General features: G+C 70.1%; 24 protein-coding genes and 1 tRNA gene. 17 read left to right on the forward strand and 8 right to left on the reverse strand.

What is annotated here, in order from left to right; genetic code table 11:
- Positions 1-63 precede the first annotated feature (63 nt).
- On the reverse strand, positions 64-1,314 hold the full coding sequence (locus ACWGJM_RS12410; protein WP_453411610.1) for a PTS transporter subunit EIIC: 1,251 nt from the start codon (positions 1,312-1,314) through the stop codon (positions 64-66).
- 320 nt (positions 1,315-1,634) lie between these two features.
- Between ACWGJM_RS12410 and ACWGJM_RS12415 the strand changes: the two genes are divergently transcribed.
- The 4 genes from ACWGJM_RS12415 to rdgB all read left to right on the forward strand — a co-directional run bounded on the left by ACWGJM_RS12415 (position 1,635) and on the right by rdgB (position 3,864).
- Entirely contained in the window at positions 1,635-1,868 is a 234-nt protein-coding gene (locus ACWGJM_RS12415) for a glucose PTS transporter subunit EIIB (protein WP_132851550.1), read from the forward strand.
- An 81-nt stretch (positions 1,869-1,949) separates the two neighbouring features.
- Entirely contained in the window at positions 1,950-2,687 is a 738-nt protein-coding gene (rph, locus tag ACWGJM_RS12420) for a ribonuclease PH (protein ID WP_453411611.1), read from the forward strand.
- 165 nt (positions 2,688-2,852) lie between these two features.
- Positions 2,853-3,251 carry a hypothetical protein gene (locus ACWGJM_RS12425; RefSeq protein ID WP_453411612.1) on the forward strand — a complete coding sequence of 133 codons (399 nt, stop codon included), beginning with the start codon at positions 2,853-2,855 and terminating at the stop codon, positions 3,249-3,251.
- Positions 3,252-3,261: 10 nt separating this feature from the next.
- On the forward strand, positions 3,262-3,864 hold the full coding sequence (gene rdgB / locus ACWGJM_RS12430; protein ID WP_453411613.1) for an RdgB/HAM1 family non-canonical purine NTP pyrophosphatase: 603 nt from the start codon (positions 3,262-3,264) through the stop codon (positions 3,862-3,864).
- 45 nt (positions 3,865-3,909) lie between these two features.
- Here the strand turns inward: rdgB and ACWGJM_RS12435 are convergent.
- Positions 3,910-3,994, reverse strand: a tRNA-Leu gene (locus tag ACWGJM_RS12435).
- A 324-nt stretch (positions 3,995-4,318) separates the two neighbouring features.
- Positions 4,319-4,786, reverse strand: coding sequence for a thioredoxin-dependent thiol peroxidase (gene bcp / locus ACWGJM_RS12440; protein WP_453411614.1), 468 nt, complete (start codon positions 4,784-4,786; stop codon positions 4,319-4,321).
- A gap of 98 nt (positions 4,787-4,884) precedes the next feature.
- Between bcp and ACWGJM_RS12445 the strand changes: the two genes are divergently transcribed.
- Together ACWGJM_RS12445 and ACWGJM_RS12450 are read left to right on the forward strand one after the other, a co-directional pair.
- The gene (locus ACWGJM_RS12445; protein ID WP_453411615.1) at positions 4,885-5,214 is read left to right on the forward strand and encodes a DUF3618 domain-containing protein; all 330 of its coding nucleotides are present in this window, start codon (positions 4,885-4,887) and stop codon (positions 5,212-5,214) included.
- Between the two features lie 44 nt (positions 5,215-5,258).
- Positions 5,259-5,615: a GroES family chaperonin gene (locus ACWGJM_RS12450; protein ID WP_453411616.1), complete on the forward strand. Its 357-nt coding sequence runs from the start codon at positions 5,259-5,261 to the stop codon at positions 5,613-5,615.
- A gap of 80 nt (positions 5,616-5,695) precedes the next feature.
- Here ACWGJM_RS12450 and ACWGJM_RS12455 read toward each other — a convergent pair whose 3' ends face one another.
- Positions 5,696-8,239: a transglycosylase domain-containing protein gene (locus tag ACWGJM_RS12455; protein WP_453411617.1), complete on the reverse strand. Its 2,544-nt coding sequence runs from the start codon at positions 8,237-8,239 to the stop codon at positions 5,696-5,698.
- 917 nt (positions 8,240-9,156) lie between these two features.
- On the opposite strand from ACWGJM_RS12455, the gene ACWGJM_RS12460 reads away from it, so the two are divergent.
- The 4 genes from ACWGJM_RS12460 to ACWGJM_RS12475 are packed head-to-tail and all read left to right on the forward strand — an operon-like array spanning position 9,157 to position 12,642.
- Positions 9,157-9,963 carry an ABC transporter permease gene (locus tag ACWGJM_RS12460; protein ID WP_453411764.1) on the forward strand — a complete coding sequence of 269 codons (807 nt, stop codon included), beginning with the start codon at positions 9,157-9,159 and terminating at the stop codon, positions 9,961-9,963.
- Positions 9,964-10,012: 49 nt separating this feature from the next.
- A complete protein-coding gene (locus tag ACWGJM_RS12465) occupies positions 10,013-10,777 on the forward strand; it encodes an ABC transporter permease (RefSeq protein WP_453411765.1) in 765 nt (254 codons plus the stop codon).
- Positions 10,778-10,783: 6 nt separating this feature from the next.
- Entirely contained in the window at positions 10,784-11,824 is a 1,041-nt protein-coding gene (locus ACWGJM_RS12470; protein ID WP_453411618.1) for an ABC transporter ATP-binding protein, read from the forward strand.
- Positions 11,825-11,856: 32 nt separating this feature from the next.
- Positions 11,857-12,642: a DUF1707 SHOCT-like domain-containing protein gene (locus tag ACWGJM_RS12475; RefSeq protein ID WP_453411619.1), complete on the forward strand. Its 786-nt coding sequence runs from the start codon at positions 11,857-11,859 to the stop codon at positions 12,640-12,642.
- Positions 12,643-12,678: 36 nt separating this feature from the next.
- Here ACWGJM_RS12475 and ACWGJM_RS12480 read toward each other — a convergent pair whose 3' ends face one another.
- Positions 12,679-14,043 carry an SGNH/GDSL hydrolase family protein gene (locus ACWGJM_RS12480; RefSeq protein WP_453411620.1) on the reverse strand — a complete coding sequence of 455 codons (1,365 nt, stop codon included), beginning with the start codon at positions 14,041-14,043 and terminating at the stop codon, positions 12,679-12,681.
- Positions 14,044-14,305: 262 nt separating this feature from the next.
- Between ACWGJM_RS12480 and ACWGJM_RS12485 the strand changes: the two genes are divergently transcribed.
- The 5 genes from ACWGJM_RS12485 (at position 14,306) to ACWGJM_RS12505 (ending at position 21,142) form a co-directional block, all read left to right on the forward strand.
- On the forward strand, positions 14,306-15,568 hold the full coding sequence (locus tag ACWGJM_RS12485) for a DUF445 domain-containing protein (protein ID WP_453411621.1): 1,263 nt from the start codon (positions 14,306-14,308) through the stop codon (positions 15,566-15,568).
- 69 nt (positions 15,569-15,637) lie between these two features.
- A complete protein-coding gene (locus ACWGJM_RS12490) occupies positions 15,638-17,158 on the forward strand; it encodes an MFS transporter (RefSeq protein ID WP_453411622.1) in 1,521 nt (506 codons plus the stop codon).
- A 196-nt stretch (positions 17,159-17,354) separates the two neighbouring features.
- The gene (locus ACWGJM_RS12495; protein WP_453411623.1) at positions 17,355-17,870 is read left to right on the forward strand and encodes a hypothetical protein; all 516 of its coding nucleotides are present in this window, start codon (positions 17,355-17,357) and stop codon (positions 17,868-17,870) included.
- Positions 17,871-17,937: 67 nt separating this feature from the next.
- Positions 17,938-18,468: a hypothetical protein gene (locus ACWGJM_RS12500; RefSeq protein WP_453411624.1), complete on the forward strand. Its 531-nt coding sequence runs from the start codon at positions 17,938-17,940 to the stop codon at positions 18,466-18,468.
- Positions 18,469-18,484: 16 nt separating this feature from the next.
- Complete coding sequence (locus tag ACWGJM_RS12505) at positions 18,485-21,142, forward strand: M48 family metalloprotease (protein ID WP_453411625.1); 2,658 nt, start codon at positions 18,485-18,487, stop codon at positions 21,140-21,142.
- Between the two features lie 53 nt (positions 21,143-21,195).
- On the opposite strand, the gene ACWGJM_RS12510 is transcribed toward ACWGJM_RS12505, so the two are convergent.
- The 3 genes from ACWGJM_RS12510 to ACWGJM_RS12520 form a co-directional block, all read right to left on the reverse strand.
- Entirely contained in the window at positions 21,196-22,695 is a 1,500-nt protein-coding gene (locus tag ACWGJM_RS12510) for an alginate lyase family protein (protein ID WP_453411626.1), read from the reverse strand.
- An 89-nt stretch (positions 22,696-22,784) separates the two neighbouring features.
- Entirely contained in the window at positions 22,785-23,234 is a 450-nt protein-coding gene (locus ACWGJM_RS12515) for a hypothetical protein (protein WP_453411627.1), read from the reverse strand.
- 115 nt (positions 23,235-23,349) lie between these two features.
- Positions 23,350-23,652 (reverse strand): hypothetical protein, encoded by a 303-nt coding sequence (locus ACWGJM_RS12520; protein WP_453411628.1) that lies wholly within the window; start codon positions 23,650-23,652, stop codon positions 23,350-23,352.
- 149 nt (positions 23,653-23,801) lie between these two features.
- On the opposite strand from ACWGJM_RS12520, the gene ACWGJM_RS12525 reads away from it, so the two are divergent.
- Both ACWGJM_RS12525 and ACWGJM_RS12530 read left to right on the forward strand, forming a co-directional pair.
- Positions 23,802-24,230, forward strand: a complete 429-nt coding sequence (locus ACWGJM_RS12525; RefSeq protein WP_453411629.1) for an Hsp20/alpha crystallin family protein — start codon at positions 23,802-23,804, stop codon at positions 24,228-24,230.
- A 116-nt stretch (positions 24,231-24,346) separates the two neighbouring features.
- Positions 24,347-24,862: a DUF2267 domain-containing protein gene (locus ACWGJM_RS12530; RefSeq protein WP_453411630.1), complete on the forward strand. Its 516-nt coding sequence runs from the start codon at positions 24,347-24,349 to the stop codon at positions 24,860-24,862.
- Positions 24,863-24,982 lie beyond the last annotated feature (120 nt).

Raw genomic sequence — 24,982 nt, forward strand, 5'->3', positions numbered from 1 at the left:
CCGCGTACGTGAAGGCCCCGGAACCTCCGCGGTTCCGGGGCCTCCGTCACGCCGGGGCGGGACTCACGCCTTGGTGAGGTCCTCGACCTCCTCCTCGGGCTCCCGGCCCGGGGTGGGGAGGTTCCACTTGGTGATGGCGAAGCGGAAGACCGAGTAGTAGATCGCCGCGAACACCAGGCCGATGGGGATGATCAACCAGGGCTTGGTGGCGAGGTTCCAGTTGAGCGCGTAGTCGATGAAGCCCGCGGAGAAGGTGAAGCCCGCGTGCACGCCGAGCGCCCAGGTGATCGCCATGGACAGGGCGGTGAGCACCGCGTGGATCGCGTACAGCACCGGGGCGATGAACATGAACGAGAACTCGATCGGCTCGGTCACACCGGTCACGAAGGAGGTCAGCGCGAGCGAGATCATCATGCCCAGCACGGCCTTGCGGCGCTCGGGGCGGGCGCAGTGCGCGATGGCGATCGCGGCGGCCGGGAGGCCGAACATCATGATGGGGAAGAAGCCCGACATGAACTGTCCGGCGGTCGCGTCACCGGCGAAGAAGCGGGTGAGGTCGCCGTGCACGACCGTGCCGGCGGAGTCCTTGAAGTCGCCGATCTGGAACCAGGCGACGGAGTTCACGAACTGGTGCATGCCGATCGGGATCAGCCCGCGGTTGATCAGACCGAACAGACCGGCACCGGCGGCGCCGAGACCGGTGATCTGCTCGCCGACGTTCGAGATGCCCTCGCCGATCGGCTTCCAGACCAGCCCGAAGAAGACGCCCATGGCGGTGCCGACGAAGGCCATGATGATCGGGACCAGACGGCGGCCGTTGAAGAAGCCGAGCCAGTCCACCAGCTTCTTGCGGTGGTAGCGCTGCCACAGCACGGCGGACAGCAGACCCATCAGGATGCCACCGAGGACCCCGGGGTTGTTGTAGGTCGCGGCTATGTCCGCGCCCTTCTGGATCTTCGCCTCGGTGACCGGGAACGCCTTCAGGACGTTGCTGTAGACCAGGAAGCCGACCAGGGCGGCCAGCGCGGTGGAGCCGTCCGCCTTCTTGGCGAAGCCGATCGCGACACCGATGCAGAACAGCAGCGGCAGGTTGTCGAAGATCGCGCCACCGGCCGTGGCGAACACCGCAGTGACCTTGTCGGGCAGATTGAGCTTGTCGTGCACGTCCTGCTGGCCCAGCCGAAGCAGGATGCCCGCGGCCGGGAGCACGGCGATCGGGAGCTGAAGGCTGCGGCCGACCTTCTGCAGGCCCTGGAACAGGCCGGATCCCCGCTTCTTCGTGGGGACCGCCGCTGGCGCGGTGGCGGTGCTCATACTTCCTCCATTGGGCATGGCGCCGCCCCGGAGCGTGGGGAGGGAGGACGGCGGCGTCTCTGGTCTACACCACCCAGTGGTGTAGACCATGTTGTAGCAGATGAAGGCGGCATAAGGAACCCGCCATTCCCAATCAGGGACGCCCGCCGCCTGCCGGGCTTGGCGGCCGTCGGTCAGCTGGTGTAGACCAGTCGATACGGTTCGGTTCCACTGTCGCGATCGCCATCATTCGGTATGTCCGACATGAAAGCGAGCGAAATCGGACCAACTGTGATTACCGCGACACAGCGGTTCGGACCAGGGAATTCAGGGAGACGGACATGGCCAGCAAGGCTGAGAAGATCGTCGCCGGGCTCGGCGGCATCGACAACATCGAGGAGATCGAGGGCTGCATCACCCGGCTGCGCACCGAGGTCGCCGACCCCTCGCTGGTCGACGAGTCCGCCCTGAAGGCCGCCGGCGCCCACGGCGTCGTCAAGATGGGCACCGCCATCCAGGTCGTCATCGGCACCGACGCCGACCCGATCGCGGCGGAGATCGAAGACATGATGTGAGCCCTCCCCCCGGCTCACCCGGACGGGGCTCCTCCCACCGCGGGAGGAGCCCCGTCCCCATCTGCGACTAGGCTCATCGCCATGTCTCGAATCGACGGCCGCACCCCCGCACAGCTCCGCCCGGTCACCATCGAACGCGGCTGGAGCAAGCACGCCGAGGGCTCCGTCCTCGTCTCCTTCGGCGACACCAAGGTCTTCTGCACGGCCTCCGTCACCGAAGGCGTCCCCCGCTGGCGCAAGGGCAGCGGCGAGGGCTGGGTCACCGCGGAGTACGCCATGCTGCCCCGCTCCACCAACACCCGCGGCGACCGCGAGTCCGTCAAGGGCCGCATCGGCGGCCGGACCCACGAGATCAGCCGCCTCATCGGCCGCTCCCTGCGCGCCGTCATCGACTACAAGGCGCTCGGCGAGAACACCATCGTCCTCGACTGCGACGTCCTCCAGGCCGACGGCGGCACCCGCACCGCCGCCATCACCGGCGCGTACGTCGCCCTCGCCGACGCCGTCGCCTGGGCCCAGGGCAAGAAGCTCATCAAGGCCGGCCGCCAGCCGCTGACCGGCACGGTGTCGGCGGTCTCGGTGGGCATCGTCGGCGGGGTGCCGTTGCTGGACCTCCGCTACGAGGAGGACGTCAAGGCCGAGACCGACATGAACGTCGTCTGCACCGGCGACGGCCGCTTCGTCGAGGTCCAGGGCACCGCCGAGGCCGAACCCTTCGCCCGCGACGAACTCAACGCCCTGCTCGACCTCGCCGTCGCCGGCTGCACCGAGCTGGCCGACCTCCAGCGCAAGGCGCTCGAGACGGTCCTCGCGAAGTAGCCGGCCTCAGGCGGTTCTCAGGCAGCACTCGAGACGTCCCCTAGCCGGCGTCGGGAGCATCAGGCGGGGCGGTCGGCGCACGCAACCCGGCCCCCCGCCCCCGCGTCCCGACGGATACCAACGGGGGCCTCCCGCGGGGGCCCGACCAGGGGAGGGAACCCAGCCATGGCCGCACGCCGACTCCGACACAACGCGATCGCCTTCGCCGCGGCCACCGCCGCACTCACCGGTTGCCTCGCCAACAGCTGCTCCACCACCGTCGACAAGGCCCTGGACTGCATGCAGACCGCGCACTCCATCGCCGACGACGTCACCGACTTACAGTTCGCGGCCGCGCACGCGGTCGTCAATCCGAAGCGTGCCGACGCCTCGCTCGACTCCATCGACAAGGATCTCGACGAGATAGGGGGCAAGACGGACAACGCCGACGTCAACAAGGCGGTCGACGACCTGGACAAGGCCGTCGACAACGTCCGCACAGCGATCAAGGACGGCGACAAGACCCCCGACCTCAGCCCGGTCACCGACGCGACCGGCGAACTGACGAAGGTCTGCGCCCCCTGATACTGGGAGCATGACCCGCCTGATCCTCGCCACCCGCAACGCCGGAAAGATCACCGAACTCAGGGCGATCCTCGCCGACGCAGGCCTGCCCCACGAACTCGTCGGCGCGGACGCCTACCCCGACATCCCCGACGTCAAGGAAACCGGCGTCACCTTCGCCGAGAACGCCCTCCTCAAGGCCCACGCCCTCGCCCAGGCCACCGGCCTGCCCGCCGTCGCCGACGACTCCGGCCTCTGCGTGGACGTCCTCAACGGTGCCCCCGGCATCTTCTCGGCCCGCTGGGCAGGCCGCCACGGCGACGACAAGGCCAACCTCGACCTGCTCCTCGCCCAGCTCTCCGACATCGCCGACGAACACCGCGCCGCCCACTTCGCCTGCGCGGCGGCCCTGGCCCTCCCGGACGGACGGGAACAGGTCGTCGAGGGCCAACTCCGCGGCACCCTTCGCCACACCCCGACCGGCACCAACGGCTTCGGCTACGACCCGATCCTCCAGCCGGACGGCGACTCACGAACCTGCGCGGAACTCACGCCCGAGGAGAAGAACGCGATCAGCCACCGGGGGAAGGCGTTCCGGGCGTTGGTGCCGGTGGTGCGGGAACTGCTGGGCTGAGGGGTAGCGGAAGGGCCGTCCGGTCGGACGGCCCCTCTAGGTGTGTGCGGCCGGTGGGACTCGAACCCACACGGGTGTGAACCCACTGGGACCTAAACCCAGCATGACTGCCAAATTCCATCACGGCCGCTCAAAAACGGTCATCGCGCTCGACCGGCGGCGCTCAGTCTACGGGTTGGAAGGACTACCCGGCGAGAGGCACCGCTCCCTTCCGGCGGCACCACGTCTCCGTCACTCGATGTCGATCCCGTGGGTGCGCAGCATGCGGGCCGGCGTGGCGCGTGAGCGGCTGTCGTCCGGCACGCCCAGTGAACGGGCCACACCGCGGACGCTGTTGGCGGTGGCGGCCGCCGCCCGAACCGCTTATCGGGCAGTCACGCCCGGAATGGAAAACGACCCGCACCAGGTCCTCCAGATGCGGGTCGCCGAGCAGCAGAAACGTGCGGTGGAGGCCTCAGATCCCCAAGTCCTTGATGATCTTCGCCACGTGGCCCGTCGCGCGGACGTTGTACAGGGCCCGTTCGACCTTGCCCTCCTCGTCCACGACGATCGTGGAACGGATGACGCCGAGGTAGGTCTTGCCGTAGTTCTTCTTCTCGCCGTAGGCGCCGTAGGCCTCGATGGCGGTCTTGTCGGGGTCGCCGAGGAGGGTGACCTTGAGGGATTCCTTCTCGCGGAACTTCGCGAGCTTCTCGGGGGCGTCGGGGGAGATGCCGATGACGTCGTAGCCCGCGCTGGCCAGGAGGTCGAGGTTGTCGGTGAAGTCGCAGGCCTGCTTGGTGCAGCCTGGAGTGAGTGCCGCGGGGTAGAAGTAGACGATGACCTTGCGGCCCTTGTGGTCGGCCAGGGACACCTCGGTGCCGTCGGCGTCGGGCAGGGTGAAGGCGGGGGCCACGTCCCCGGGCTGGAGTCGCTCGCTCATCGATCTAGCGTAACCGGGGGTCCTGACGGTGCTGCCGGCCACGGAGCTGACAGACTGTCCAGCACAAAGCGCACTCAGCAGACTTCGGAGGCCGTACGGTGGCGGAGACGTCGGACACCAGAACACCGGCGCAGATCGAGGCGGACATCAAGCGCCGCCGCGAGGTGCTGTCCGAGACGCTGGACGAGATCGGGGTGCGGGTGCATCCCAAGACCATCGTCGGAGACGCCAAGGCCAAGGTGGTCTCGAACATCGACCACACCCTCGGGCTCGCCTACATCCAGGTCAACCGGGCCGTGAGCGAGGTGCGGGCCCAGTTCGTGGACGAGGAGGGAGCACCCCGGCTGGAGCGTGTCGTGCCCGTCGCGCTCGTGGCCGTCGGGCTCGTCGGGCTGCTCGCCCTGGGGACTCGCCGTCGTAAGGGCTGACCCGGCGGCGTCCGCGCGCGGCAAAGGCAGGTAGGTTCGAGAACGTGAGCGCCAACAGAAACGACCACAGCACCCATCACGACAAGCTGCCCATCCGGATGCTGCACGACCGGGTTCTGGTCCGGCAGGAGACCGGCGAGGGCGAGCGGCGTTCGGGCGGCGGCATCCTGATCCCCGCGACGGCGGCGGTCGGGCGCCGGCTGGCCTGGGCGGAGGTCGTCGCGGTCGGTCAGAACGTACGGACCGTGGAGCCGGGCGACCGTGTCCTGTACGACCCGGAGGACCGGGCCGAGGTCGAGGTGCGGGGCGTCGCGTACGTGCTCATGCGCGAGCGTGATCTGCACGCGGTGGCCGCGGACCGGTTCGAGGGGTCCGAGGACTCCACGGGGCTGTATCTGTAGCGGTACGCGGTACGCGGTACGCGGAACAACGGAAGGGCTGGTGACCGTCTCCGGTCACCAGCCCTTTCACGTGTTCGCGGTCACTGACGTCTGGCCGCCATCTGCGGAGCGAAGGCGCCCTCGGTGTCCCCCGTGCCTCCGGGGGCGCCGTCCGTCGGTGTGCCGCCGTCCCCCGTGCCCGCGGTCTCGCCGCCGTCTCCCGTGCCGGTGGTGGTGCCGCCGTCGGCCGTGCCCGCGGTGTCGCCGCCGTCTTCCGTGCCGGTGGTGGTGCCGCCGTCGGCCGTGCCCGCGGTGTTGCCGCCGTCGGTCGGGGTGCCGCCGTCGGTGGTGCCCGCGGTGGTGCCGCCGTCCGTCTGGCCGGCCGTCTGGCCCTCGGTGTCCGGGCTGCCGGTGGTCGGGGTGCCGCCGTCGGTGGTGCCGCCGGTGGCCGGCTGGGTGGGCGCCTTGGAACTGGGCGCCTGGACGTCCGCGCCCTGCTGGAGCTCCAGGTCGAAGTCGCTCGCCGTCTTACCCTTCAGCGCGGCCTGGGTGTACTGCGCCCAGATCTCGGTGGGCGCGCCGCCACCGTTGATGCGGGGCAGGCCGAGGGCGCCGTACAGCGGCTTGTGGGCGGCCGTCACCGGGTCCTGGCCCATGACGGACACGACCGTGGCGAGGTCGGGGGTGTAGCCCGCGAACCAGGCCGCCGTGTCCTCCTCCGCGGTGCCCGTCTTGCCGGCGGCGGGACGGCCGGCCTGCTGGGCGGCGGTCGCGGTGCCGGTCTGGACGACGCTCTGGAGGATGGAGGTCGTGGTGTCGGCGGCCTCGCGGCTGACGGCCTGCTTGGTCGTCTGCTCGGGCAGCCGCACCTCGTTCTTGTTGTCCTTGGTGATCTTCTCGATCATCGTGTACGTGCCGTGCTTGCCGTGGTTGGCGAGCGTGGCGTACGCCTCCGCCATGTCCAGGACGCTCGCGGTGGCCGTGCCGAGCGCGATGGACGGGTAGGGCTGGAGGTCCTTGGTGCCGGACGGGATGCCGAGGTCGACCGCGGTCTGCTTGACCTTGGCCGGGCCGACGTCGACGGCCATCTGCGCGTACACCGAGTTCACGGACAGGTCGGTCGCCTTGCGCACGGTGATCTCGCCGTACGACTTGGAGTCCTCGTTCTCCGGGGCGTAGGCGCCGCCGCTCCAGCCCTGCACGGTCCGTTGGTTGGTGCCGTCGTAGTACGTGTTCGGCGTGATGGTCTGGCCGGACTGCGTGGTCGAACCGTTCTGGACCGCCGAGGTGAACACGAACGGCTTGAAGGTGGAGCCGACCTGGTAGTCACCCCGGGTCGCGCCGTTGGTGTACTGCTTGACGAAGTCGATGCCGCCGTACATCGCGACGACCTTGCCGGTCTTGGGGTCGACGGAGGCGCCGCCCGCGCGGACGTAGTTGTCGACCTTGTTGTTCTTCTTGTCCAGCTTGGAGATCAGCTTGTCGTCGACGGCCTTCACGAAGGCGTTCTGCTTGCTCTTCTGGAGGGTCGTCGTGATCCGGTAGCCGCCGGCCTCGAGTTGGTCCTTGGTGAGGATCTTGTTCTGGGTGAGGTAGTCCTTGATCGCGTAGACGATGTAGCCGCGCTGCCCGGACAGACCGGTGGAGGTCGTCTGCTCCTTCGGCATCGGGAACTTCATGCCGGTCCGCTTCGACTGGCTCAGCCAGCCCTTCTTGACCATGCCGTCGAGAACGTAGTTCCAGCGGGCGACAGCCGCCGACTTGTTCTCGGGGTGGGCGACGACGTCGTACTCGCTGGGCGCGTTGACCAGCGCGGCGAGGTAGGCGGCGCGGGCCGGGTCGAGGCCGGCGGCGTCCTGGCCGTAGTAGGCCTGGGCGGCGGCCTGGATGCCGTAGGCGTTGCGGCCGAAGTAGCTGGTGTTGAGGTAGCCCTCGAGGATCTGGTCCTTGCTCTTGTTGCGGTCCAGCTTGATCGAGATGAAGAACTCCTTGGCCTTGCGCGTGACGGTCTGTTCCTGCGCGAGGTAGTAGTTCTTCACGTACTGCTGGGTGATCGTCGAGCCGGACTGCTTGCCCTTGCCGGTCGCGGTGTTCCAGGCGGCGCGGATCATTGCCTTCGGGTCGACGGCGGACTCGGTGTAGAAGTCGCGGTCCTCGGCGGCCAGGACGGCGTGCTGGGCGTCCTTGGAGATCTGGGCGAGGGTGACGTTCTCCCGGTTGATCTCGCCGTCGCGGGCCAGCTGGGAGCCGTCCGCGTAGAGGAAGACGTTGCTCTGCTTCATGGCGAGTGCGTTGGCCGGCGGGATCTTCACCATCGAGTAGCCGAGGAAGAACAGGCCGAAGAGCAGCAGTACGCCGATGACGAAGGTGCCGAGCACCATCCGCCAGGTCGGGATCAGCCGGCGCCAGCCGGTGCGCTTGGGGCGCTTGGGCTTCTTGCCCTTGCCGGTCCCGTCGCTCCCGCCGTCGGCCGCGCTGCCCGTGGGGGTGGCTGCGGCAGGGGCCGGGGCGGTCTGCCGGGGGATCCGGGTGGTCGCGGGGGCCTCGGACTCGTGCGCCGCCTGGGCCGCGGTGGTCGCCTGGGTCCTGCCGCCCGCCTTGGGCTGCCGGGACACCGGGGGCGCGGGGGGCGTCGGACTCGCCATGGCCGCGCGACCTGCCGAAGCCGCGGGGGTCGCTGGGCCTGCGGGGCCTGCGGGGGCTGCCGGCGTCGCCTGAGTCGCCTTGATACGGCGGAGGACCTGGGTCTTCTCGGCTGCCTCAGCTCCCTCAGCAGCCTTGGCCGCCGAACCCGCCGAACCCGCCGAACCCGCCGCGGCAGCGGGGGCCACCGGGCTGTTCGGGGCAGCCGGGGCCGCCGAACCCGCCGCGGCTGCGGGAGCCGGCGGAGTCGCGGGAGTCGCCTGGGTCGCCTTGATACGGCGGAGGACCTGGGTCTTCTCCGCAGCCTCGGGCTCCCCGGGCGCCTTGGCCGCTGCGCTCCCCTTGGCCGAGGGCGCCGACGGAGCCGGCGGAGCAGCAGGGGTCGCCGGAGTGGCCGTCCCCTTCGGGGCCGAGGGAGTCGCCTGGGTCGCCTTGATGCGCCGGAGGGTCTGGGTCCTCTCGGCCGCCCCGGGCTCCGCGGCTGCCTTCGCCGCCGGGGCATCGGTACCGCCCTTGCCCGTCCGGCCTTCCCCGGCGGCCGGGGCGTCGTTCTCGCCCTGGTCGCCGTTCTCACCGTTCCGGTCGGCCTTGTCGGTCCTATCGGCTTCGTCGCCCCTGTCCGCCGTCTCCTCCCGGCCCTCCGGCTCCCCAGGCCCTTCAGCCGCCATTGGCTCTCTCGGCGCCCCGCCCTTGTTCGGCTGCTGCGGCTGCGGCTCGTCACTCATGTCGTGCACGGACTCCTGTGTAACGTCGTGTCGCCGTACGCACTCGTACGCCTTCTGCACCCCCGAGTGAAGACTCTCGCACCAAGCGTTCCGTTCCCGGATTCCGGCGCGCGTCCGGCGGGAAAATGCGTGGCCGGCCGGACCGGCCGCGCAGTAGGCTCCTGCGCTTCGGTGTCAAAGGCTCCGGGAGGTAGATAGACGTGGGCGCGGGACGGTTGTACGCGGCCGTCGCGGCCGGGGGTTTCAGACGGTACGCGACGTATCGCGCGGCCACTGCGGCAGGGGTGTTCACCAACACGGCCTTCGGCCTGATCCTCGTCTACACGTACCTGGCCCTGTGGGACCAGCGGCCCCACCTCGGGGGCTATGACCAGGCGCAGGCGGTGACCTATGTGTGGCTCGGGCAGGCGCTGTTCGCCACGCTGGCGATCTCGGGCGGCGGCGTCGAGGACGAGCTCATGGAACGTATCCGTACGGGTGACGTGGCAATCGACCTGTACCGGCCCGCCGACCTGCAACTGTGGTGGCTGGCCGCCGATCTGGGCCGGGCGCTGTTCCAACTGCTGGGCCGGGGAGTGATCCCGTTCGTGTTCGGGGCGCTGTGCTATCCGGTGGCCCTGCCCGCCGACGTGACGACCTGGGCCGCCTTCCTGTGCACCGTGCTGCTCGCGGCGCTGGTCGGTTTCGGGATCCGGTTCCTGGTGGCGCTGAGCGCGTTCTGGCTGCTGGACGGGACCGGTATGACGCAGATGGCGTGGATCGTCGGCGTGTTCTGCTCGGGGATGACACTCCCGCTGAACGTCTTCCCGGGCGCGCTCGGCGAGATCGTACGGGCCCTGCCGTGGTCGTCGCTCCTCCAGGCACCCGCGGACGTACTGCTCGGCCACGCCGACCCGTGGCACACGTTCGCGTTCCAGGGGGCGTGGGCGGTGGCGCTGCTGGCGACGGGGCGACTGGTGCAGTCGGTGGCGACACGGCGGGTGGTGGTCCAGGGTGGCTGAGACCGGCCGGCTCGCCGAGGGTGTGCGCGCCTACCGGCTGATCGCCGGGATGTGGATCCGCTCCACGATGGCCTACCGGGCCTCCTTCATCATGACCACGATCGGGAGCTTCGCGGCGACCGGGCTGGACTTCGTGGCGATCCTGCTGATGTTCTCCCGGGTCGACGTGCTCGGCGGCTACTCGCTGCCCGAGGTGGCCTTCCTCTACGGCCTGTCCGGTGTGGCGTTCGGCCTGGCCGATCTGGCGATCGGCTCGATGGACCGGCTGGGCCGCCGGGTCCGCGACGGCACCCTGGACACACTGCTGGTGCGTCCCGCGCCGGTGCTGGCGCAGGTGGCCGCCGACCGTTTCGGCCTGCGCCGCCTGGGCCGGATCACGCAGAGCGTGCTGGTCCTCGGCTACGCCCTGAGCACGGTCGACATCGACTGGAGCGTGCCGAAGCTGCTGCTGATGCCGCTCATGATGCTCAGCGGCACCGGGATCTTCTGCGCGGTGTTCGTGGCCGGGGCGGCCTTCCAGTTCGTGGCGCAGGACGCCTCCGAGGTGCAGAACGCGTTCACCTACGGCGGCACCACCCTGCTCCAGTACCCGCCCACGGTGTTCGCGAAGGAGCTGGTGCGCGGGGTGACCTTCGTACTGCCGCTGGCCTTCGTCAACTGGCTGCCCGCGAGCTATGTGCTGGGGCGGCCCTATCCGCTCGGCCTGCCGGCGTGGACGGCGTTCACCTCGCCGCTGGTGGCGGTGGGCTGCTGCGCGCTGGCAGGGCTGGCGTGGCGGACGGGGCTTCGGTCGTATCGGAGTACAGGGAGTTAGCTCGCAATGGACCTCGCAATGGGCAACGACGTCGCAGTGGACAGTGACTTCATCGAACTCGACCGCGTCGAGAAGGTCTTCGACGTCCGCAGGAAGACCGGCTTCCTGAAACGGGAGCGCCGGCAGGTGCGGGCGGTCGACTCGATCTCCTTCCGTGTGGCGCGCGGTGAGATGGTGGGCTACATCGGCCCGAACGGTGCCGGGAAGTCGACGACGATCAAGATGCTGACGGGCATCCTGACCCCGAGCGGCGGCCGGCTGCGGGTCGCCGGCATCGACCCCTCCCGCGAGCGCTCCCGCCTGGCGCACCGCATAGGGGTGGTGTTCGGGCAGCGTACGACGCTGTGGTGGGACCTGCCGCTGATCGACTCCTACCGGCTGGTGCACCGCATGTACCGCGTCCCGGACCGGCGGTACAAGGAGAACCTGGAGCGCTGCGTGGAACTCCTGGAGCTGTCCGATCTGCTGGACGTGCCGGTCCGTCAGCTCTCCCTCGGCCAGCGGATGCGCGGCGACATCGCGGCGGCGCTGCTGCACGACCCCGAGGTGCTCTACCTCGACGAGCCGACCATCGGCCTGGACGTCATCTCCAAGGCCAAGGTGCGTGGCTTCCTGCGGGAGCTGAACGCCGAGCGCGGCACGACGGTCCTGCTGACCACGCACGACCTCCAGGACATCGAGCAGCTGTGCTCGCGGGTGATGGTCATCGACCACGGCCGTCTGATGTACGACGGTCCGCTCGCGGGCCTGCACGAGGTGGGGGAGAGCGAGCGGACCCTGGTGGTGGACCTGGAGCGGGAGCTGCCGCCGATCGAGGTGCCGGAGGCACGGGTGGTCAAGGTCGAAGGGCCCCGGCAGTGGCTGGCGTTTCCCGCCGCGCAGTCGGCGGCGCCGCTGGTGGCGCGGGTCGCGGCGGAGTATCCGCTGGTGGACCTGTCGGTGCGGGAGCCGGACATCGAGGCGGTGATCGCGACGATGTACGCCGAGCAGTCGGAGAAGTCGGCGCGGGGGGCGCGGGGCGGCAGCCGGGAGGAGCCGGTGTCATAGCCCTGCGCGCGGCGAACTCGTAGGCTGCTGTCATGACCGACGATGCCCCGGAACTCCGTGCCTCTGACGCCGATCGTGAACGAGTCACCGAGATCCTGCGGGACGCCCTGGCCGAAGGGCGGCTCGACATGGAGGAGTTCGAGGAGCGGCTGGACGCGACGTACAAGGCGCGCACCTACGGGGAGCTGACGCCGATCACCCGCGACCTGCCGGCGCCCGGTGCCGGTACGGGTACCGCGCCCGCCGTGTCCATGCGCAAGGAGCCTGCCCCGGACGGGAGTTGGGCGGGGCGGATCGTGGGCGGCGAGGGCTCGTCCGCGGGGGCCGTCGCCATCATGTCCGGCTTCCAGCGCAAGGGGCGCTGGACGGTGCCGAAGCGGTTCAACTGCTTCGCCTTCTGGGGCGGCGGGGAGATCGACCTGCGGGAGGCGGACTTCGCGGACCCCGAGGTGGAGATCAACTGCGTCGCGATCATGGGCGGGATGCAGATCGTGGTGCCGCCCGGCGTCGAGGTCGTCGTGCGCGGCTTCGGGATCATGGGCGGCTTCGACCACCGCGAGGACGGCGTCCCCGCGGAGCCGGGAGCTCCGCGGGTGATCGTGTCGGGCTTCGCCTTCTGGGGCGGCGTCGGCATCGAACGCAAGCGGACCCGGGCCGAGCGGGCCCGCCTCAAGGAGGAGCGGCGCCAGGAGAAGCTGGACCGCGGGGCGGAGCGGCACGAGTTGCACGAGGCCCGGCACGAGCTGCGTGAGCGTCGCCGCGAGGAGCGGGAGTCCCGCCGCGAGGAGCGGGAGCACCGCCGGCACGGGGAGCGCTGAGCCGCTCCCCGGCCACATGGTTCCGCGGGGCGGCGCCTACAGCTGCGCCTGCCCGGCGCCCTTCAGCTCGCGCAGGTCGAACACCTCGGCCATCTTCCGGAAGCCCTGGTCGCTCGGGTGCAGGTGGTCGCCCGAGTCGTAGTCGGAGCGCAGCCGGCGCGGGTTGTACGGGTCCCGCAGGGCCTTGTCGAAGTCGACCACGGCGTCGTAGACCCGGCCCGCGCGTATCTCGGCGTTGATCTGCTCGCGCACCGCCTCACGGGCCGGCGTGTAGCCGCGGTGGCCCCCGAACGGCATCAGGGTGGCGCCGACGACCCTCAGGCCGCGGGCGTGGGCCTGGCGGACCAGGGTGCGCAGACCGGCGGTGACCTTCGCGGGGTCGGCGAGCTTCGGGTTGCGCAGGATGTCGTTGACGCCGAGGTCTATGACGACGACCTTGACGTTCGTACGGGAGAGCACGTCACGGCCGAAGCGGCCGAGCCCGCTCTGGTTGTCGGCGGGCCGCCCGAGGCCGTCGGCGAGGACCTGGTTGCCGCTGATGCCCTGGTTGACGACGCTGTAGCGGGGCAGGTCGGCGCCGCTCTCGACGGCCGTGCGCAGCCGTTCGCCGAGCACGTCGGTCCAGCGGTGGTTGGCGCCCACGGTGGAGGTTATGCCGTCGGTTATGGAGTCGCCGAGCGCGACGACGGTGCCGTCGGACTCGTTGCTCAGCACGTCAAGGGCCGTCAGGTAACGCCAGTACGGCGTCTGTTCGGTGTAGGTGGCGGCCGTGGTGTCCTCGGTGTGGTCGCCCACCGCGATGTACGACACCTGCTGCGCGTGCGGGTGGTAGGTCACCGGGCCCGAGGGGGTGGGGGAGTAGGTGGTGACCAGGACGTCCGTGCCGAGGGGGATGGTGACGCGGACCGTGTCGCTCACCGTCTGACCGCCGGCCGGGATGACGACGGTGGTGTTGCCGCCGAAGGTGAGCCGCCGCATCGTTTCCGCAGCTGCCGCCGCCGTGTTGTCGTCGGCGGCGGCCGCGATCGTGGCGTGCGTGATGGTCAGCGGGGACTGGCCGTAGAGATTGGACAGCGTGACGCGGGCACTCGTACCCCCGGTGCCGGCGTGTACGACGTTGCGCACCGAGCGGCCCGCCATGCCGTTCGTCTCCGTGCCGGGTTCGGCTCCCGCCGGGGAGGTGGACCAGGCGCCGACCCAGGTGCCGGTGGAGGCGGGGGCGACGGCGGTGCCGTGGTGGGGGCGGCCGTCGGCGACGGTGCCGCTGGAGGTGCCTTCGTCGGCCGCGACCCCGACGTAGATGGCGGCGGACAGGGCCACGACCAATGCGACGAGCGCACTGAGCAGGGCGCCGTGCTTGGCGGGGGACACCCCCGCACCCCCGGCATGACGCTTGGTCATTCTTGTGTTGTTCTCCTCGGGCGATGGGAGCCCAAGGCTCCGATCTGATGAGCCCATGATGCGTCATGGACCCGCCCACACAGACGCCGGGAACTCCTTTTCTGTTCCGGGAGTAGGTCAGGAAGGGACAATTGTGTGCGGGATCACCGGACGGGTGGAGCAGATGGAACGTAGGGAAACGAGAACGCAAGCGGCCTCAGGGACACCGGGGACGCCGGGAACGGCCCCGGGGACACCTGGCGGCACGGCGTCCTACCGCACCATGACCGCCTTCACCCCCGCCGACGAGGAGCGGCAGCGCGGGGTGCGGCGCATGAAGCTCACGGCGACCGCGATGCTGCTGTTCGTGGCCGTGGTGTACGTCCTCGCCAAGGTGGCCTCCCACGAGGGCGCGGGCGCCTGGGCGGACTATGTCGCCGCGGCCGCCGAGGCGGGCATGGTCGGTGCCATGGCCGACTGGTTCGCGGTCACCGCCCTCTTCCGCCACCCGCTCGGCCTGCCCATCCCGCACACCGCGATCATCCCCACCAAGAAGGACGCCCTGGGCGTCTCCCTGGGCGAGTTCGTCGGCGAGAACTTCCTCTCCCACGACGTCGTACGGCAGCGGCTGCGTGCCGTCGGCATCGGCAGCCGGCTGGGCGCCTGGCTGGCGGAACCGGAACACGCGGACCGGGTGACCGCCGAACTGGCCACCGCCCTGCGCGGCGCGCTGACCGTACTGCGCGACCAGGACGTGCAGGCGGTGGTCGGCGAGGCGATCACCCGCCGCGCCGACGCCCAGGAGATCGCGCCCGGCATCGGCAAGATGCTGGAGAAGATCGTCGCGGACGGCGGCCACAAACGGGTCGTCGACCTGGTGGTCGCCCGCGCCCACGACTGGCTCGTCCTGCACGGCGACAGCGTGATGGACGCCGTCCAGGGCGGCGCCCCCGGCTGGACCCCGCGCTTCGTCGACAAGAAGGTCGGCGAACGCGTCTACAAGGAGCTGCTGCGCTTCTGCACGGAGATGCGGGACATGCCCTCCCACCCCGCGCGCGGCGCCCTCGACCGCTTCCTCACCGACTTCGCCTCCGACCTCCAGTCCGACACGGACACCCGCGCGCGCGTGGAGCGCCTCAAGGGCGAGGTGCTGGGCCGCGGCGAGGTCCAGGACCTGATCGCGTCCGCCTGGACCGCGGTACGTGCCATGATCGTCTCCGCGGCCGAGGACGAGCGCAGCCAACTGCGGCTGCGTGTCCGCGCCTCCCTGCTCTCCCTTGGCTCCCGGATGGCCGTCGAGCCCATGGTCCAGGACAAGGTCGACAGCTGGGTCGAGGGCGCGGCGGTGCACGTCGTCACCACCTACCGCAAGGAGATCACCTCCCTGATCACCGACACGGTGGCGAGCTGGGACGCCGAGCACACCACCCGCAAGATCGAGGCCCACATCGGCCGTGACCTCCAGTTCATCCGGATCAACGGCACCGTGGTGGGCTCGCTGGTGGGGCTGCTGATCTTCACGGTGTCGCGGGTCCTGGGGGCGTAGGAGCGTAGGGGCGCAGGTCACGGGAACCCGCACTCCGACCTCGAGGAGAAGGTCAGGAGGAGGGAGTCCATGACCACAGCAGCCGAGGCCCCGACCGGCCGGACCGTCACCACCCGCATCCCCGCCCGGCTCGACCGCCTGCCCTGGTCCCGCTGGCACTGGACGATCGTCGTCGGCCTGGGCACCGTGTGGATCCTCGACGGCCTGGAAGTGACGGTCGTCGGCAATATCGCGAGCCGCCTGTCCGAGCCGGGCAGCGGGCTGTCGATCTCCTCCGGTCAGGTCACCGGCATCGCGGCCGCGCTGTACGTGGCGGGCGCCTGCATCGGGGCCCTGTTCTGGGGCCGGCTGACCGACCGCTTCGGCCGCAAGAAACTCTTCATGATCACCCTGGCGGTGTACCTCGCGGCGACCGCGCTGACCGCCCTGTCCACCGAGGCCTGGTGGTTCTTCCTCTTCCGGTTCCTGACCGGCTTCGGCATCGGCGGCGAGTACGCGGCGATCAACTCCGCGATCGACGAGCTGATCCCCGCGACCTACCGCGGCCGCGTCGACCTGATCATCAACGGCAGCTTCTGGCTCGGCGCGGTCGGCGGTTCGCTGCTGTCGATCGTCGCCCTGAACACCGGCCTGCTCGCCGCGAACGTCGGCTGGCGCCTGACCTTCGCACTCGGCGCCGTCCTCGCCCTGGTGATCCTGCTCGTACGACGCCATGTGCCCGAGAGCCCGCGCTGGCTGCTGATCCACGGCAGGGAACGCGAGGCGGAGGACATCGTCTCCTCGATCGAACAGCGGGTCGAGGCCGAGAAGGGCGAGCCGCTCGCGGAGCCCGAGGGCGAGCTGGAGATCCGCCAGCGCAAGACCGTCGGCTTCCTGGAGATCGCCCGCACGGTCTTCGGCCAGTACCGCAAGCGGGCCACGCTCGGCTTCTCCCTCTTCATCGGCCAGGCGTTCCTCTACAACGCCATCACCTTCGGTTTCGGCGCGATCCTCACCAAGTTCTTCGACGTCCCGGCCGACCACACCGGCTACTACTTCGCGGTCATCGCCATCGGCAACTTCTGCGGCCCGCTGCTGCTCGGCAAGCTCTTCGACACCGTCGGCCGCCGGGTGATGATCTCCTCGACCTACCTGCTGTCCGGCCTGCTCCTGTTCGGCACGGCCTGGTTCTTCGACCGGGGCTCGCTCAGCGCGGGCACCCTGACAGCATGCTGGTGCGCGGTGCTGTTCTTCGCCTCGGCGGGCGCCTCCAGCGCCTACCTGACCGTCTCCGAGATCTTCCCGATGGAGACCCGGGCGATGTCCATCGCCTTCTTCTACGCCCTCGGCACCGCCGCCGGCGGCATCAGCGGCCCCCTGCTGTTCGCCGACCTCACCAGCACCGGCAAGGTCGGCGACACGGTCCTCGCCTTCCAGATCGGCGCGTCCCTGATGTGCCTGGCCGGCCTGGTCGCCGCGTTCCTCGCGGTAGGGGCGGAACGCCGTTCCCTGGAGGACGTCGCCCGCCCGCTGTCGGCCGTGGCGGGCAGGGCGAAGGCGGTGACGAAGGGCTCCGCCGGTTCGACCCGGTCCAGGACGGCGAAGGCCTAGGGCTCGCCTTCGACCAGGTTCCGGAGTCACCGGAGCTCTGTCCTGACTTTATGATTTTCCGATCGAATTCTGCGGGAGGGTGAAAGAATTTGATCGGTTGTATCAATGAGGTGTGGGGTCGGCTTCGAGTGGAATAAACAAGCCGGTGCATGCCGTCATTCCGCCCGGGTGCGGGCATGATGCACCGGGGGGAATCATGCGTATCGCTTTTCTCGGAAGTGCGGCAGCAGCCGCGCTGGCCGCATCGCTGCTTTCCGGTTGTGGAGGCGGTGAATCCGGCGACGCGGGGGGTGGTGATTCGCGACCGGTCATCACCGACCCCGTCCACACTGATCCCGGCGATACCGATCCGCCTCTCACGCGACCGTCCGACCCACAGCCAACACCGACGCCGGAGAAAAACGAAGACGATCCAGTGATCGTGGGACAGGTGCCCGACAGGCTCGTGGGGGAGTGGGACGGGGACGGCGAAGGGTCCGCGCGGCTCGACAAGATCACCTTCTTCGCCGACGGGAATGTGCGCCTGCTCTACAACAACCGTCAGGTCCTGGAGGGCCCGGCGGTCGTGGAGGACTCCCGGATGACTCTCTATGTCCCCGGCGGACCGATCGTCTATGAGAGCTGGTACATCGATCGGATCGACGCGGGATACGGATATCTCTTCGATTCTCTCATGCTGGACGGTGTGAGCTATGTGCAGCAGGTCAATTAGCCCACGTGGACATTGACGTCCTCCGGAAGAAATTCGCCGTGAACAAGAACCAAAAAGGGGGGCTGCCATGTGTGATCACTTCACCGTGGTGGACGAGGACGTGGTGCGCGACGTGGCCCGATCCGTGGTCGCGCAGGCCGCTCCAGCGGAAATGGTCATGTTCGGCATGAACAGCCGGGCCTACTTCCAGGACCCGGCAGGAACACTCGAGACGGCCACGGGAGAGGGTGGCCAAGCAAAGGAGAGTCCGCTCGGCGCGGCCGGCGCCGGCGCCGAGGTCGTGGTGCTGCTCACTCCGTTCGCCCTCGCCATGGTCCAGGGAGTGCTCGCCTCCCTCCTGGAAAAGTACGCCGCGAACCTCGCCGACCAGAGCGGCGCCGCCGTTCGCAGGTGGCTCGGCTCACTGTTCCGTCGCTCCGGAGGCGCCGAACCGGCCGCCGACGACGGCACAGGGCCGGTGGACAGCGGGCTCACCCCCGACCAGGCGGAGCCGATGCGCGAGGAGGCGTACCGGATGCTGCTCCGGTACGGCCTGGACGAGGCGCAGGCCCGGCTGCTGGCGGACGTGCTCGCGGGCTTGGCCCGCGTGCGCCGATGACCGGCGGAAGACTCCCGTGCAGACCGCACCGCCCGATCCGTTCGCGCTGCCCAGCGGCGTGAAGTTCCGTTTCGTCCTCGCTGTCACCGCTCTGGTGGGGACGATGGTGTTCGTCCACAACCTGGTCTACTTCACCTTCTCGCCCGACCGCGATCGCGCCATAACCGTCTACCGGCAGTGCGCGGCGGCACCGGCGGAGCAGGGATCCGGAGCCGACGCCCTGTCCTCCACCCATGCCTTCCTGACCTGCATCGCCCCGTACGAACGGGAGAAGGCGTGGTGGATCCTCGCGGGAATCCTGTCGCTGGCCGTGACGGCTACCGCGATCTACCTCCTCACCCCGAGGTTCCTCATCGACCGCGCGAAGATGGAATCGCTGTCGCCGTACAACCCCGACCACGCCTGGCTGCTGGGGCAGTTGTACGCCCTGTGCCGAGAAGCGGGGCTGCGGCAGCCGCCCGAGTTCCTCGTGACCGGCCCCGACCCGCGATACCGCACAGTGGACGCGCGTGCGTTCGGCCGGCACGGCCGCCGTCGGGTGGCGCTGTTCCAGGGCACGATCGCGTCGTACGGCAAGGCCCCGCACCGGTCCCGGGCCGTCGTCCTGCACGAATTGGCGCATCTGCGGAACAAGGACACCGGGATCTTCTACTTCACAGTCGCCCTGGTCCTGGCTTTCGTACCCACCGGACTGCTCCCCCTCGCCGTCGCGTTGATCGGGACGCCGGCGGAGGGCGTCTTCTCGGTGGCCTGGCGTGCCCTGGCGCTGGTCCTACTCGTCTGGGTCACGTGTGCGTCCGTGCTGCGGGCCCGTGAGTACGGCGCCGATGTCCGGGCCGCGTCCTGGGGGGTGGGCCAAGGGCTCCTGGAGACGGTTTGCAAGGGGACCGGGGAGCGCGCTCCCTGGTGGCGGCGAGGGCCGCTGGCCTGGCATCCGCCCCCGACGCAACGGGCCGCCGAGATCGGCAGCCCGCGGGAGATGTTCCGGCTCGGCTTCGCCGAGTGCTTCGCCTCCGGCCTCGCGGTCTCGGTCGCCGCCAACGGACTGCTCATCCTGCTGTGGCTGACGATGAACCGGCTCGACGCCCTCGACGCGCGGTGGACGATCGCGCTGCTGTGCACACCCGCCGCCCTGGCCGTGGTCGGCCTCGGTATCTGGCGCGCGGTCCTGTACGCCGGGAACCCGTCCACGGTCCTGCTGCCGGGACTGGGCCTGGCCCTCGGCCTGGTCGTCGGCCAGCCGCTCGCCCTGCAGAACGGCATCGTCCTGATGGACCGTCCATGGATGCCCGGCCCAGCCGCCGTGCTGTGGTCGGTGGTGCTGTGCGTGCTCGTGGTGGCACTGGTGGCGTGGATGGCGCGGTCCGCGCTCGTCTGGTTCGGCACCGAGCTGCATCCTCCCGGAAAGGCCTGGTCGGCCGGGCTCCTCGCCGCCGCGCTGCCCTTCGCGGTGCTCCTCGGCGGATGGATGTTCCTCTACGACATGGCGGACGAACTCGGTCCGATCCACGCCTCCGCCCGGGACGAGTTCCACATGATCAGCGCGGTGGCACCGGTGGGCCCCTTCTGGCTGTGGGCCTCGGTGGAACACCCCTTGCTGCTCTGGTTCACGCAGTGGACGCCGCTCGTCGGGGCCGTCGTCGTCGTGTGGCTGTTCCCCATTGCCGCACTGTGGCGCCGCCGCCTGCCGGGCGATGTGGCGTGGTTCAGAGGTGCCCTGACGACGAGCCTCCTGGCAGCCGGGGGCTTCGCCTCGTTCCAGCTCGTTCTGCGCCTGGCGCTCCATCACGGCGTGAGCCAGGAGGTACGGAGCCAGGACGGCTTCGTCCTCGCCTTCGTCTACTGGCAGATCGGCGCCGCGGTGCTGCTGCAAGGAGTTGCCGCCGCCGCGACGGTCTTCGTACGACGTAGGCACGGCTGGCTCGCCGTCCCGTTCGGCCTGCTGACCGCCTACCTGACCGGTTGCCTGCTGACCCTGCTGCTCTTCAGCGGAGTCGTCCTGGCCGGCTGCGTGGACGTCCTCGCCCTTGCCCCCGGCCCCTGCTCACTGGACCTGCCTCCTTCCCTGGTTCGCAACACTCTGCTGCGGGTCCTGGTCGGAGGGTTCTTGTGTGTTCTCCTCGGTGTGGCGGTGGCTCTTGTCCTCGCCCGCCTGCGTGCCGAGCGCCCGGCCGCGCCACCACCCGTACCGGGGCATGCTCCTGGGGTGTCGCACCCCATACCGCCGGTACCGCTCCAAGCGCCCGTGGCACACCTCCACACGCGTGCCTCTGAGCGGCGGCGACGGCTCGCGATCGGCTCGGTCTGCCTTTCCGCCGCCTTGGTCCTGGCGTTCTCTCTTGCCGTCGGTCCCACCGAGCAGGCACAGGGCTCCACACCTGACGACGCGTCCCCGCCGGCCGCCACGCCCACGGTTTCCTCGGCCACCACCGCCTGTCAGGATTTCGACGATCTACTGGGATCCATGGATTCCCTGACCACCGCCGACGTCTACGCCGGGCTCTATGAAGCGACGCAACTCGCCCGGCTGGCGGGCAACACCCGCCTCGCCTCCGCCTTCCAGGGGCTGCTCGTCGCCGCTCAGGACCAGGACCCCGAACGGTTGCACGCCGCCACCGAGGACATCCGTACCCAGTGCGCGATCGAGGGAGCTCCACTGCGGAACCTCCCCTGAGCTGTGCTCGGTGGCGGGCGAGGCAAGGTGCCGCCCGGCGGCGAGTGCGAGCGCTACGAGCTCTCGCGCCGCGCCCGGTCCCGCCGCCGCAGCAGGAGCAGCCCTCCGGCCACGGCGGTGACGCCCGCGGCGGCGGACCAGCCGAGGAGGTCGCTGGAACCGGTGGCGGCGAGGTCGTGGCCGGAGCCGGAGCCGGAGCCGGTAGCGGGTGAGGGGGAGGCGGCCGACTGCGGGCGAGTGCCCGAGCCGGACCCGGAGTCTGCATCGGCCGAGGCCGTCGGGGTGGGCGCCGCCGTCGGGTCCGCCGCCTTGTCCCGCGTGTACGCCAGCGTGCCGAAGCCCAGCTGGTCGTACCCGCCGCTGTTCGGCCCGTAGTCCCCGCCGCCGCCCTCGGGCGCGGCCTTGGCGGCGAACCGGGTGAGGTAGGTGGCGGACAGCCCCCGGCGCTTGGTGTAGTGGTTGGCGATCATCGCCCAGATCGGCCGGGTCATACCCGGGTCGACGCCCGCCGCGGCGCTGGCGGTCTCCGAGCCGGACCAGCCGCCCACCGCCCCCTTCTTCCGGGTGTTGGCGGTGTACGGGACAGTGCCGCCCAGGCTCCACTTGGCCACGTACTGGGCGCCCTTCAGGAAGCGGCTGTCGTCGTGGCCGTACAGGTCGATGCCCTGGTTCCAGGCCATCTCGCAGACGGTGCCCATCAGGCCGACGCCGAGCAGCGCGTGCCCCTGGTCGCGGCCGGCCTCCAGCCACTCGGCGAGCCCGTCATCGTGCACGACCGGGATCGCGTTCTTCACCGAGCCGAGCCCGGCCCCGCTCTTGTAGTACTCCACGACCCGGTCGACCTTGTCCCGGTCGTCGCAGAAGATGCCGGTGGCCAGCACGCAGGCCATGGCGGTCAGGTCCCAGTTGGGCCAGTAGTTGGTGATGACGGTGCCGTTGTGCTGGGTCAGGAAGGACTCGCTGAGCGGCGAGAACACGTCGCGCAGCACCTTCTTCGCCCCCGCCAGGTCGAAGTCGGGGTGGTCGCGGACGAGCTCCGCCGCGTTGGCGAACTGGTAGCCGTACAGCCCGGCCGCGAGGAACCGGTCGGCGCTGCCCGCGATCGACGTCAGCTTCCCCGACCAGGCGTTGAGGATGGCGACGGCGGTGTCCGCGTACGCGCCCTCTCCGCTGACGTGATGGCGCAGGGCGTTCTGGTAGGCGGCGTGGATGTCGTTGTAGAGGGTCGCGTAGTTCTGCGGACTGCCCGCCCCCCGGTACACGGTCGCCTGCGGGTTGGCCCGCCAGCCGCTCTGCGCGTGCCGGTTGGCGGTCAGCTTGGCGAATCCCGCCGTGTAGGGCGCGGCACCCGCCTTGACCTTCGCCGCCATACGGTCGAGGTCGGTACGGGTGTGCAGCAGCCCGGGGTGCGCGAAGGCCCCGCCGGCGGCCGCGGCCGAAGGGGCGGTCACGCCTATGGCACCGCCTGCGGCTCCTACTGCTCCTACGGCTGCTCCCGCGGCTCCCACGGTCTTCAGCAGGCCGCGGCGGGTGAGGTGTCGAGTCTCGTGCATGCCCCGGAGACGGGGCCCAGGACCGCCGATAACAGAAACTCAGGCTCCGGTGGTCGACAACTCAGGCTCCGGTGGTCGACAACGACAACTCAGGCTCCGGTGGTGGACCCCGGCCGCACGATCATCAGGATCGTCACCGTGGCCCACAGCAGATTGAACATCCCGGTGAACATGGCGAGCCGCACGGTCGCCTCGCGCGTACCGCCGCCCTCCACCAGCGCACTCTGCCCGGGCAGCACCAGCGCGACCAGCACGAGCGTGGCGAGCGCCGTCAACGCGATCGACACGATCAGCCAGGCGCTGCCCAGCACACCCATATTGCTGGCGGTGGCGAACCCGAAGACCGGGACGGCGACACCGAAGACGGCGTACACCTTGCAGATCCGGTGCAGCAGCCGCACGGTCTCGCCGGCCCGTAGATCATCCGGCGCGGCCAGGGCCCGCCGGGCGGCAGGCGGGAACATGCTGGCGGCGACGGTGACGGGCCCGACGGCGACGATCGCGGCGAGGACGTGGACGGCGAGGAGGAACTTGTTCACGGGGCGACGCTAGGCCGCGCGGTGATCTTGCGGAAGTGGCGTTGATGCCATGGCTCAACGGATTATTGCCAGGCGGCGCGTTCCTGTGTTCCTCCCCGCCTCCCCGCCTCCGGCTTCAGCCCCGCCGGTCGGCCACGGCCCAGGAGGCCAGCGCCACGGCCCCGGCGACCCCGAACACCGACGGCCACGCCCCTACCTTCTTCGCCAGTGGATGGGACCCGGCGAACGCGGCGACATAAGCGGCGGTCAGCGCACCCGCGGCCTTCCCGCCGGCCTGCTTGCGCCACTGCTGCGCGGCCGCCGCCCCCGCGACGGCCAGAACGGCCCCGCCGAGCTGCCGCTTCTTGGTCCAGCGGGCGACACCGTACCCACCGACGAGCCCCGTGGCCGCCACCACCGAGCTGGGAACCTTGGCCATACCTGCCTCCTTCTGTTCTGCGCCGAAACTAACTCCCGGATCAGCAACCAGCTGAACCTGAGTCGGAGGTTGTCAACTTTCCTCTTCGGAGCTATATAAGAAGGCGTAGGGCATCGCACCTCAGTACCTGAAGAGAGGAGTGACCCGTGATGCTCATGCGTACAGACCCGTTCCGTGACTTCGACCGCCTCGCGCAGCAGGTCTTCGGCACAACCACCGCCCGCCCGTCCGCGATGGCGATGGACGCCTACCGGTCCGGGGACGAATTCCTGGTCCACTTCGACCTCCCCGGCATCGACCCCGAGACGATCGAACTGGACGTCGAACGCAACGTCCTCAACGTCCGCGCCGAGCGCAGGTCCCCCGCCCCCGAGGGTGCGGAACTGCTGGTCGCCGAGCGGCCCACGGGCATCTTCACCCGCCAGCTCTTCCTCGGCGACACCCTCGACACGGAGCGCATCGACGCCTCCTACGAGGCCGGAGTCCTGACCCTGCGCATCCCGGTGGCCGAGCAGGCCAAGCCGCGCCGCATCCAGATCACGGGCGGCGACACCGGCCGCAGGCAGATCAGCGGCTGACCGAACCAGCGGCTGACCGAACCAGCTGACCGCACCAGGAAAGAAGCGTCCCGCGGGCCGTCACCCCTTCCCACGCCCGCGGGACGAGGTCACCCAGGCAAGGGAGCTCACACACGATGACCGCGACGACGGTGCCGACCGTGACAGTGCCCAGAGTGACACTGCCGACGCCGACGACACTGAGCGGACCCCGCATACCGCACGAAACCGCACACGGCGCACGGACCGAAGGAAACACCTGGACGGACCTGATCGAGAAGGTCCAGGAAGCCGGCCGCTACCCCACGCGCGAGGAGGCGGAACACATCACCCGCACGGTCCTGACCGCCCTCGGCGCCCACGTGATCGGCGACGAACGCGTGGCCCTGGCCCGCGCCCTCCCCGAGGAGGCGGCGAAGACGGTGGCCTCCCAGATCCCGGCCACCCACCCCCGGACCGCCCCCGAGTTCGTCGACTCGATCGCGGCCCGCATCGAGCGAGCGACCCCCGCCATGGCCCGCTGGGACGTCAGCTCGGTCCTCAGCGTGCTCCCGGACCTGGTCGGCGACGACCTGATCACCCGCATCCTCACCCAACTCCCGCCCGGCTACGCCCTGCTGTTCGGCCGAGCGGACCTGTCCCGCACCGCGTGACCGCCCGCTGACCCGGCCCGCCCCGGCCGACGGGCCGGATCCGCGGCACATCGGAAGATATGGGCCACACCCGGCCCCTGCCCACCTGCGCTTTCTTCGGCTGACCCTGGCCCATATCTT

It is taken from the genome of Streptomyces sp. NPDC054834, from assembly GCF_053611185.1.

Bases quoted from the DNA above. Each gene is read 5' to 3' on its own strand.
- ACWGJM_RS12410 (WP_453411610.1), bottom strand. From the start codon at position 1,314: ATGAGCACCGCCACCGCGCCAGCGGCGGTCCCCACGAAGAAGCGGGGA.
- ACWGJM_RS12415 (WP_132851550.1), top strand. From the start codon at position 1,635: ATGGCCAGCAAGGCTGAGAAGATCGTCGCCGGGCTCGGCGGCATCGAC.
- rph (WP_453411611.1), top strand. From the start codon at position 1,950: ATGTCTCGAATCGACGGCCGCACCCCCGCACAGCTCCGCCCGGTCACC.
- ACWGJM_RS12425 (WP_453411612.1), top strand. From the start codon at position 2,853: ATGGCCGCACGCCGACTCCGACACAACGCGATCGCCTTCGCCGCGGCC.
- rdgB (WP_453411613.1), top strand. From the start codon at position 3,262: ATGACCCGCCTGATCCTCGCCACCCGCAACGCCGGAAAGATCACCGAA.
- bcp (WP_453411614.1), bottom strand. From the start codon at position 4,786: ATGAGCGAGCGACTCCAGCCCGGGGACGTGGCCCCCGCCTTCACCCTG.
- ACWGJM_RS12455 (WP_453411617.1), bottom strand. From the start codon at position 8,239: ATGGCGAGTCCGACGCCCCCCGCGCCCCCGGTGTCCCGGCAGCCCAAG.
- ACWGJM_RS12465 (WP_453411765.1), top strand. From the start codon at position 10,013: ATGTGGATCCGCTCCACGATGGCCTACCGGGCCTCCTTCATCATGACC.
- ACWGJM_RS12470 (WP_453411618.1), top strand. From the start codon at position 10,784: ATGGACCTCGCAATGGGCAACGACGTCGCAGTGGACAGTGACTTCATC.
- ACWGJM_RS12475 (WP_453411619.1), top strand. From the start codon at position 11,857: ATGACCGACGATGCCCCGGAACTCCGTGCCTCTGACGCCGATCGTGAA.
- ACWGJM_RS12480 (WP_453411620.1), bottom strand. From the start codon at position 14,043: ATGACCAAGCGTCATGCCGGGGGTGCGGGGGTGTCCCCCGCCAAGCAC.
- ACWGJM_RS12485 (WP_453411621.1), top strand. From the start codon at position 14,306: ATGACCGCCTTCACCCCCGCCGACGAGGAGCGGCAGCGCGGGGTGCGG.
- ACWGJM_RS12490 (WP_453411622.1), top strand. From the start codon at position 15,638: ATGACCACAGCAGCCGAGGCCCCGACCGGCCGGACCGTCACCACCCGC.
- ACWGJM_RS12495 (WP_453411623.1), top strand. From the start codon at position 17,355: ATGCGTATCGCTTTTCTCGGAAGTGCGGCAGCAGCCGCGCTGGCCGCA.
- ACWGJM_RS12500 (WP_453411624.1), top strand. From the start codon at position 17,938: ATGTGTGATCACTTCACCGTGGTGGACGAGGACGTGGTGCGCGACGTG.
- ACWGJM_RS12510 (WP_453411626.1), bottom strand. From the start codon at position 22,695: ATGCACGAGACTCGACACCTCACCCGCCGCGGCCTGCTGAAGACCGTG.
- ACWGJM_RS12520 (WP_453411628.1), bottom strand. From the start codon at position 23,652: ATGGCCAAGGTTCCCAGCTCGGTGGTGGCGGCCACGGGGCTCGTCGGT.
- ACWGJM_RS12525 (WP_453411629.1), top strand. From the start codon at position 23,802: ATGCTCATGCGTACAGACCCGTTCCGTGACTTCGACCGCCTCGCGCAG.
- ACWGJM_RS12530 (WP_453411630.1), top strand. From the start codon at position 24,347: ATGACCGCGACGACGGTGCCGACCGTGACAGTGCCCAGAGTGACACTG.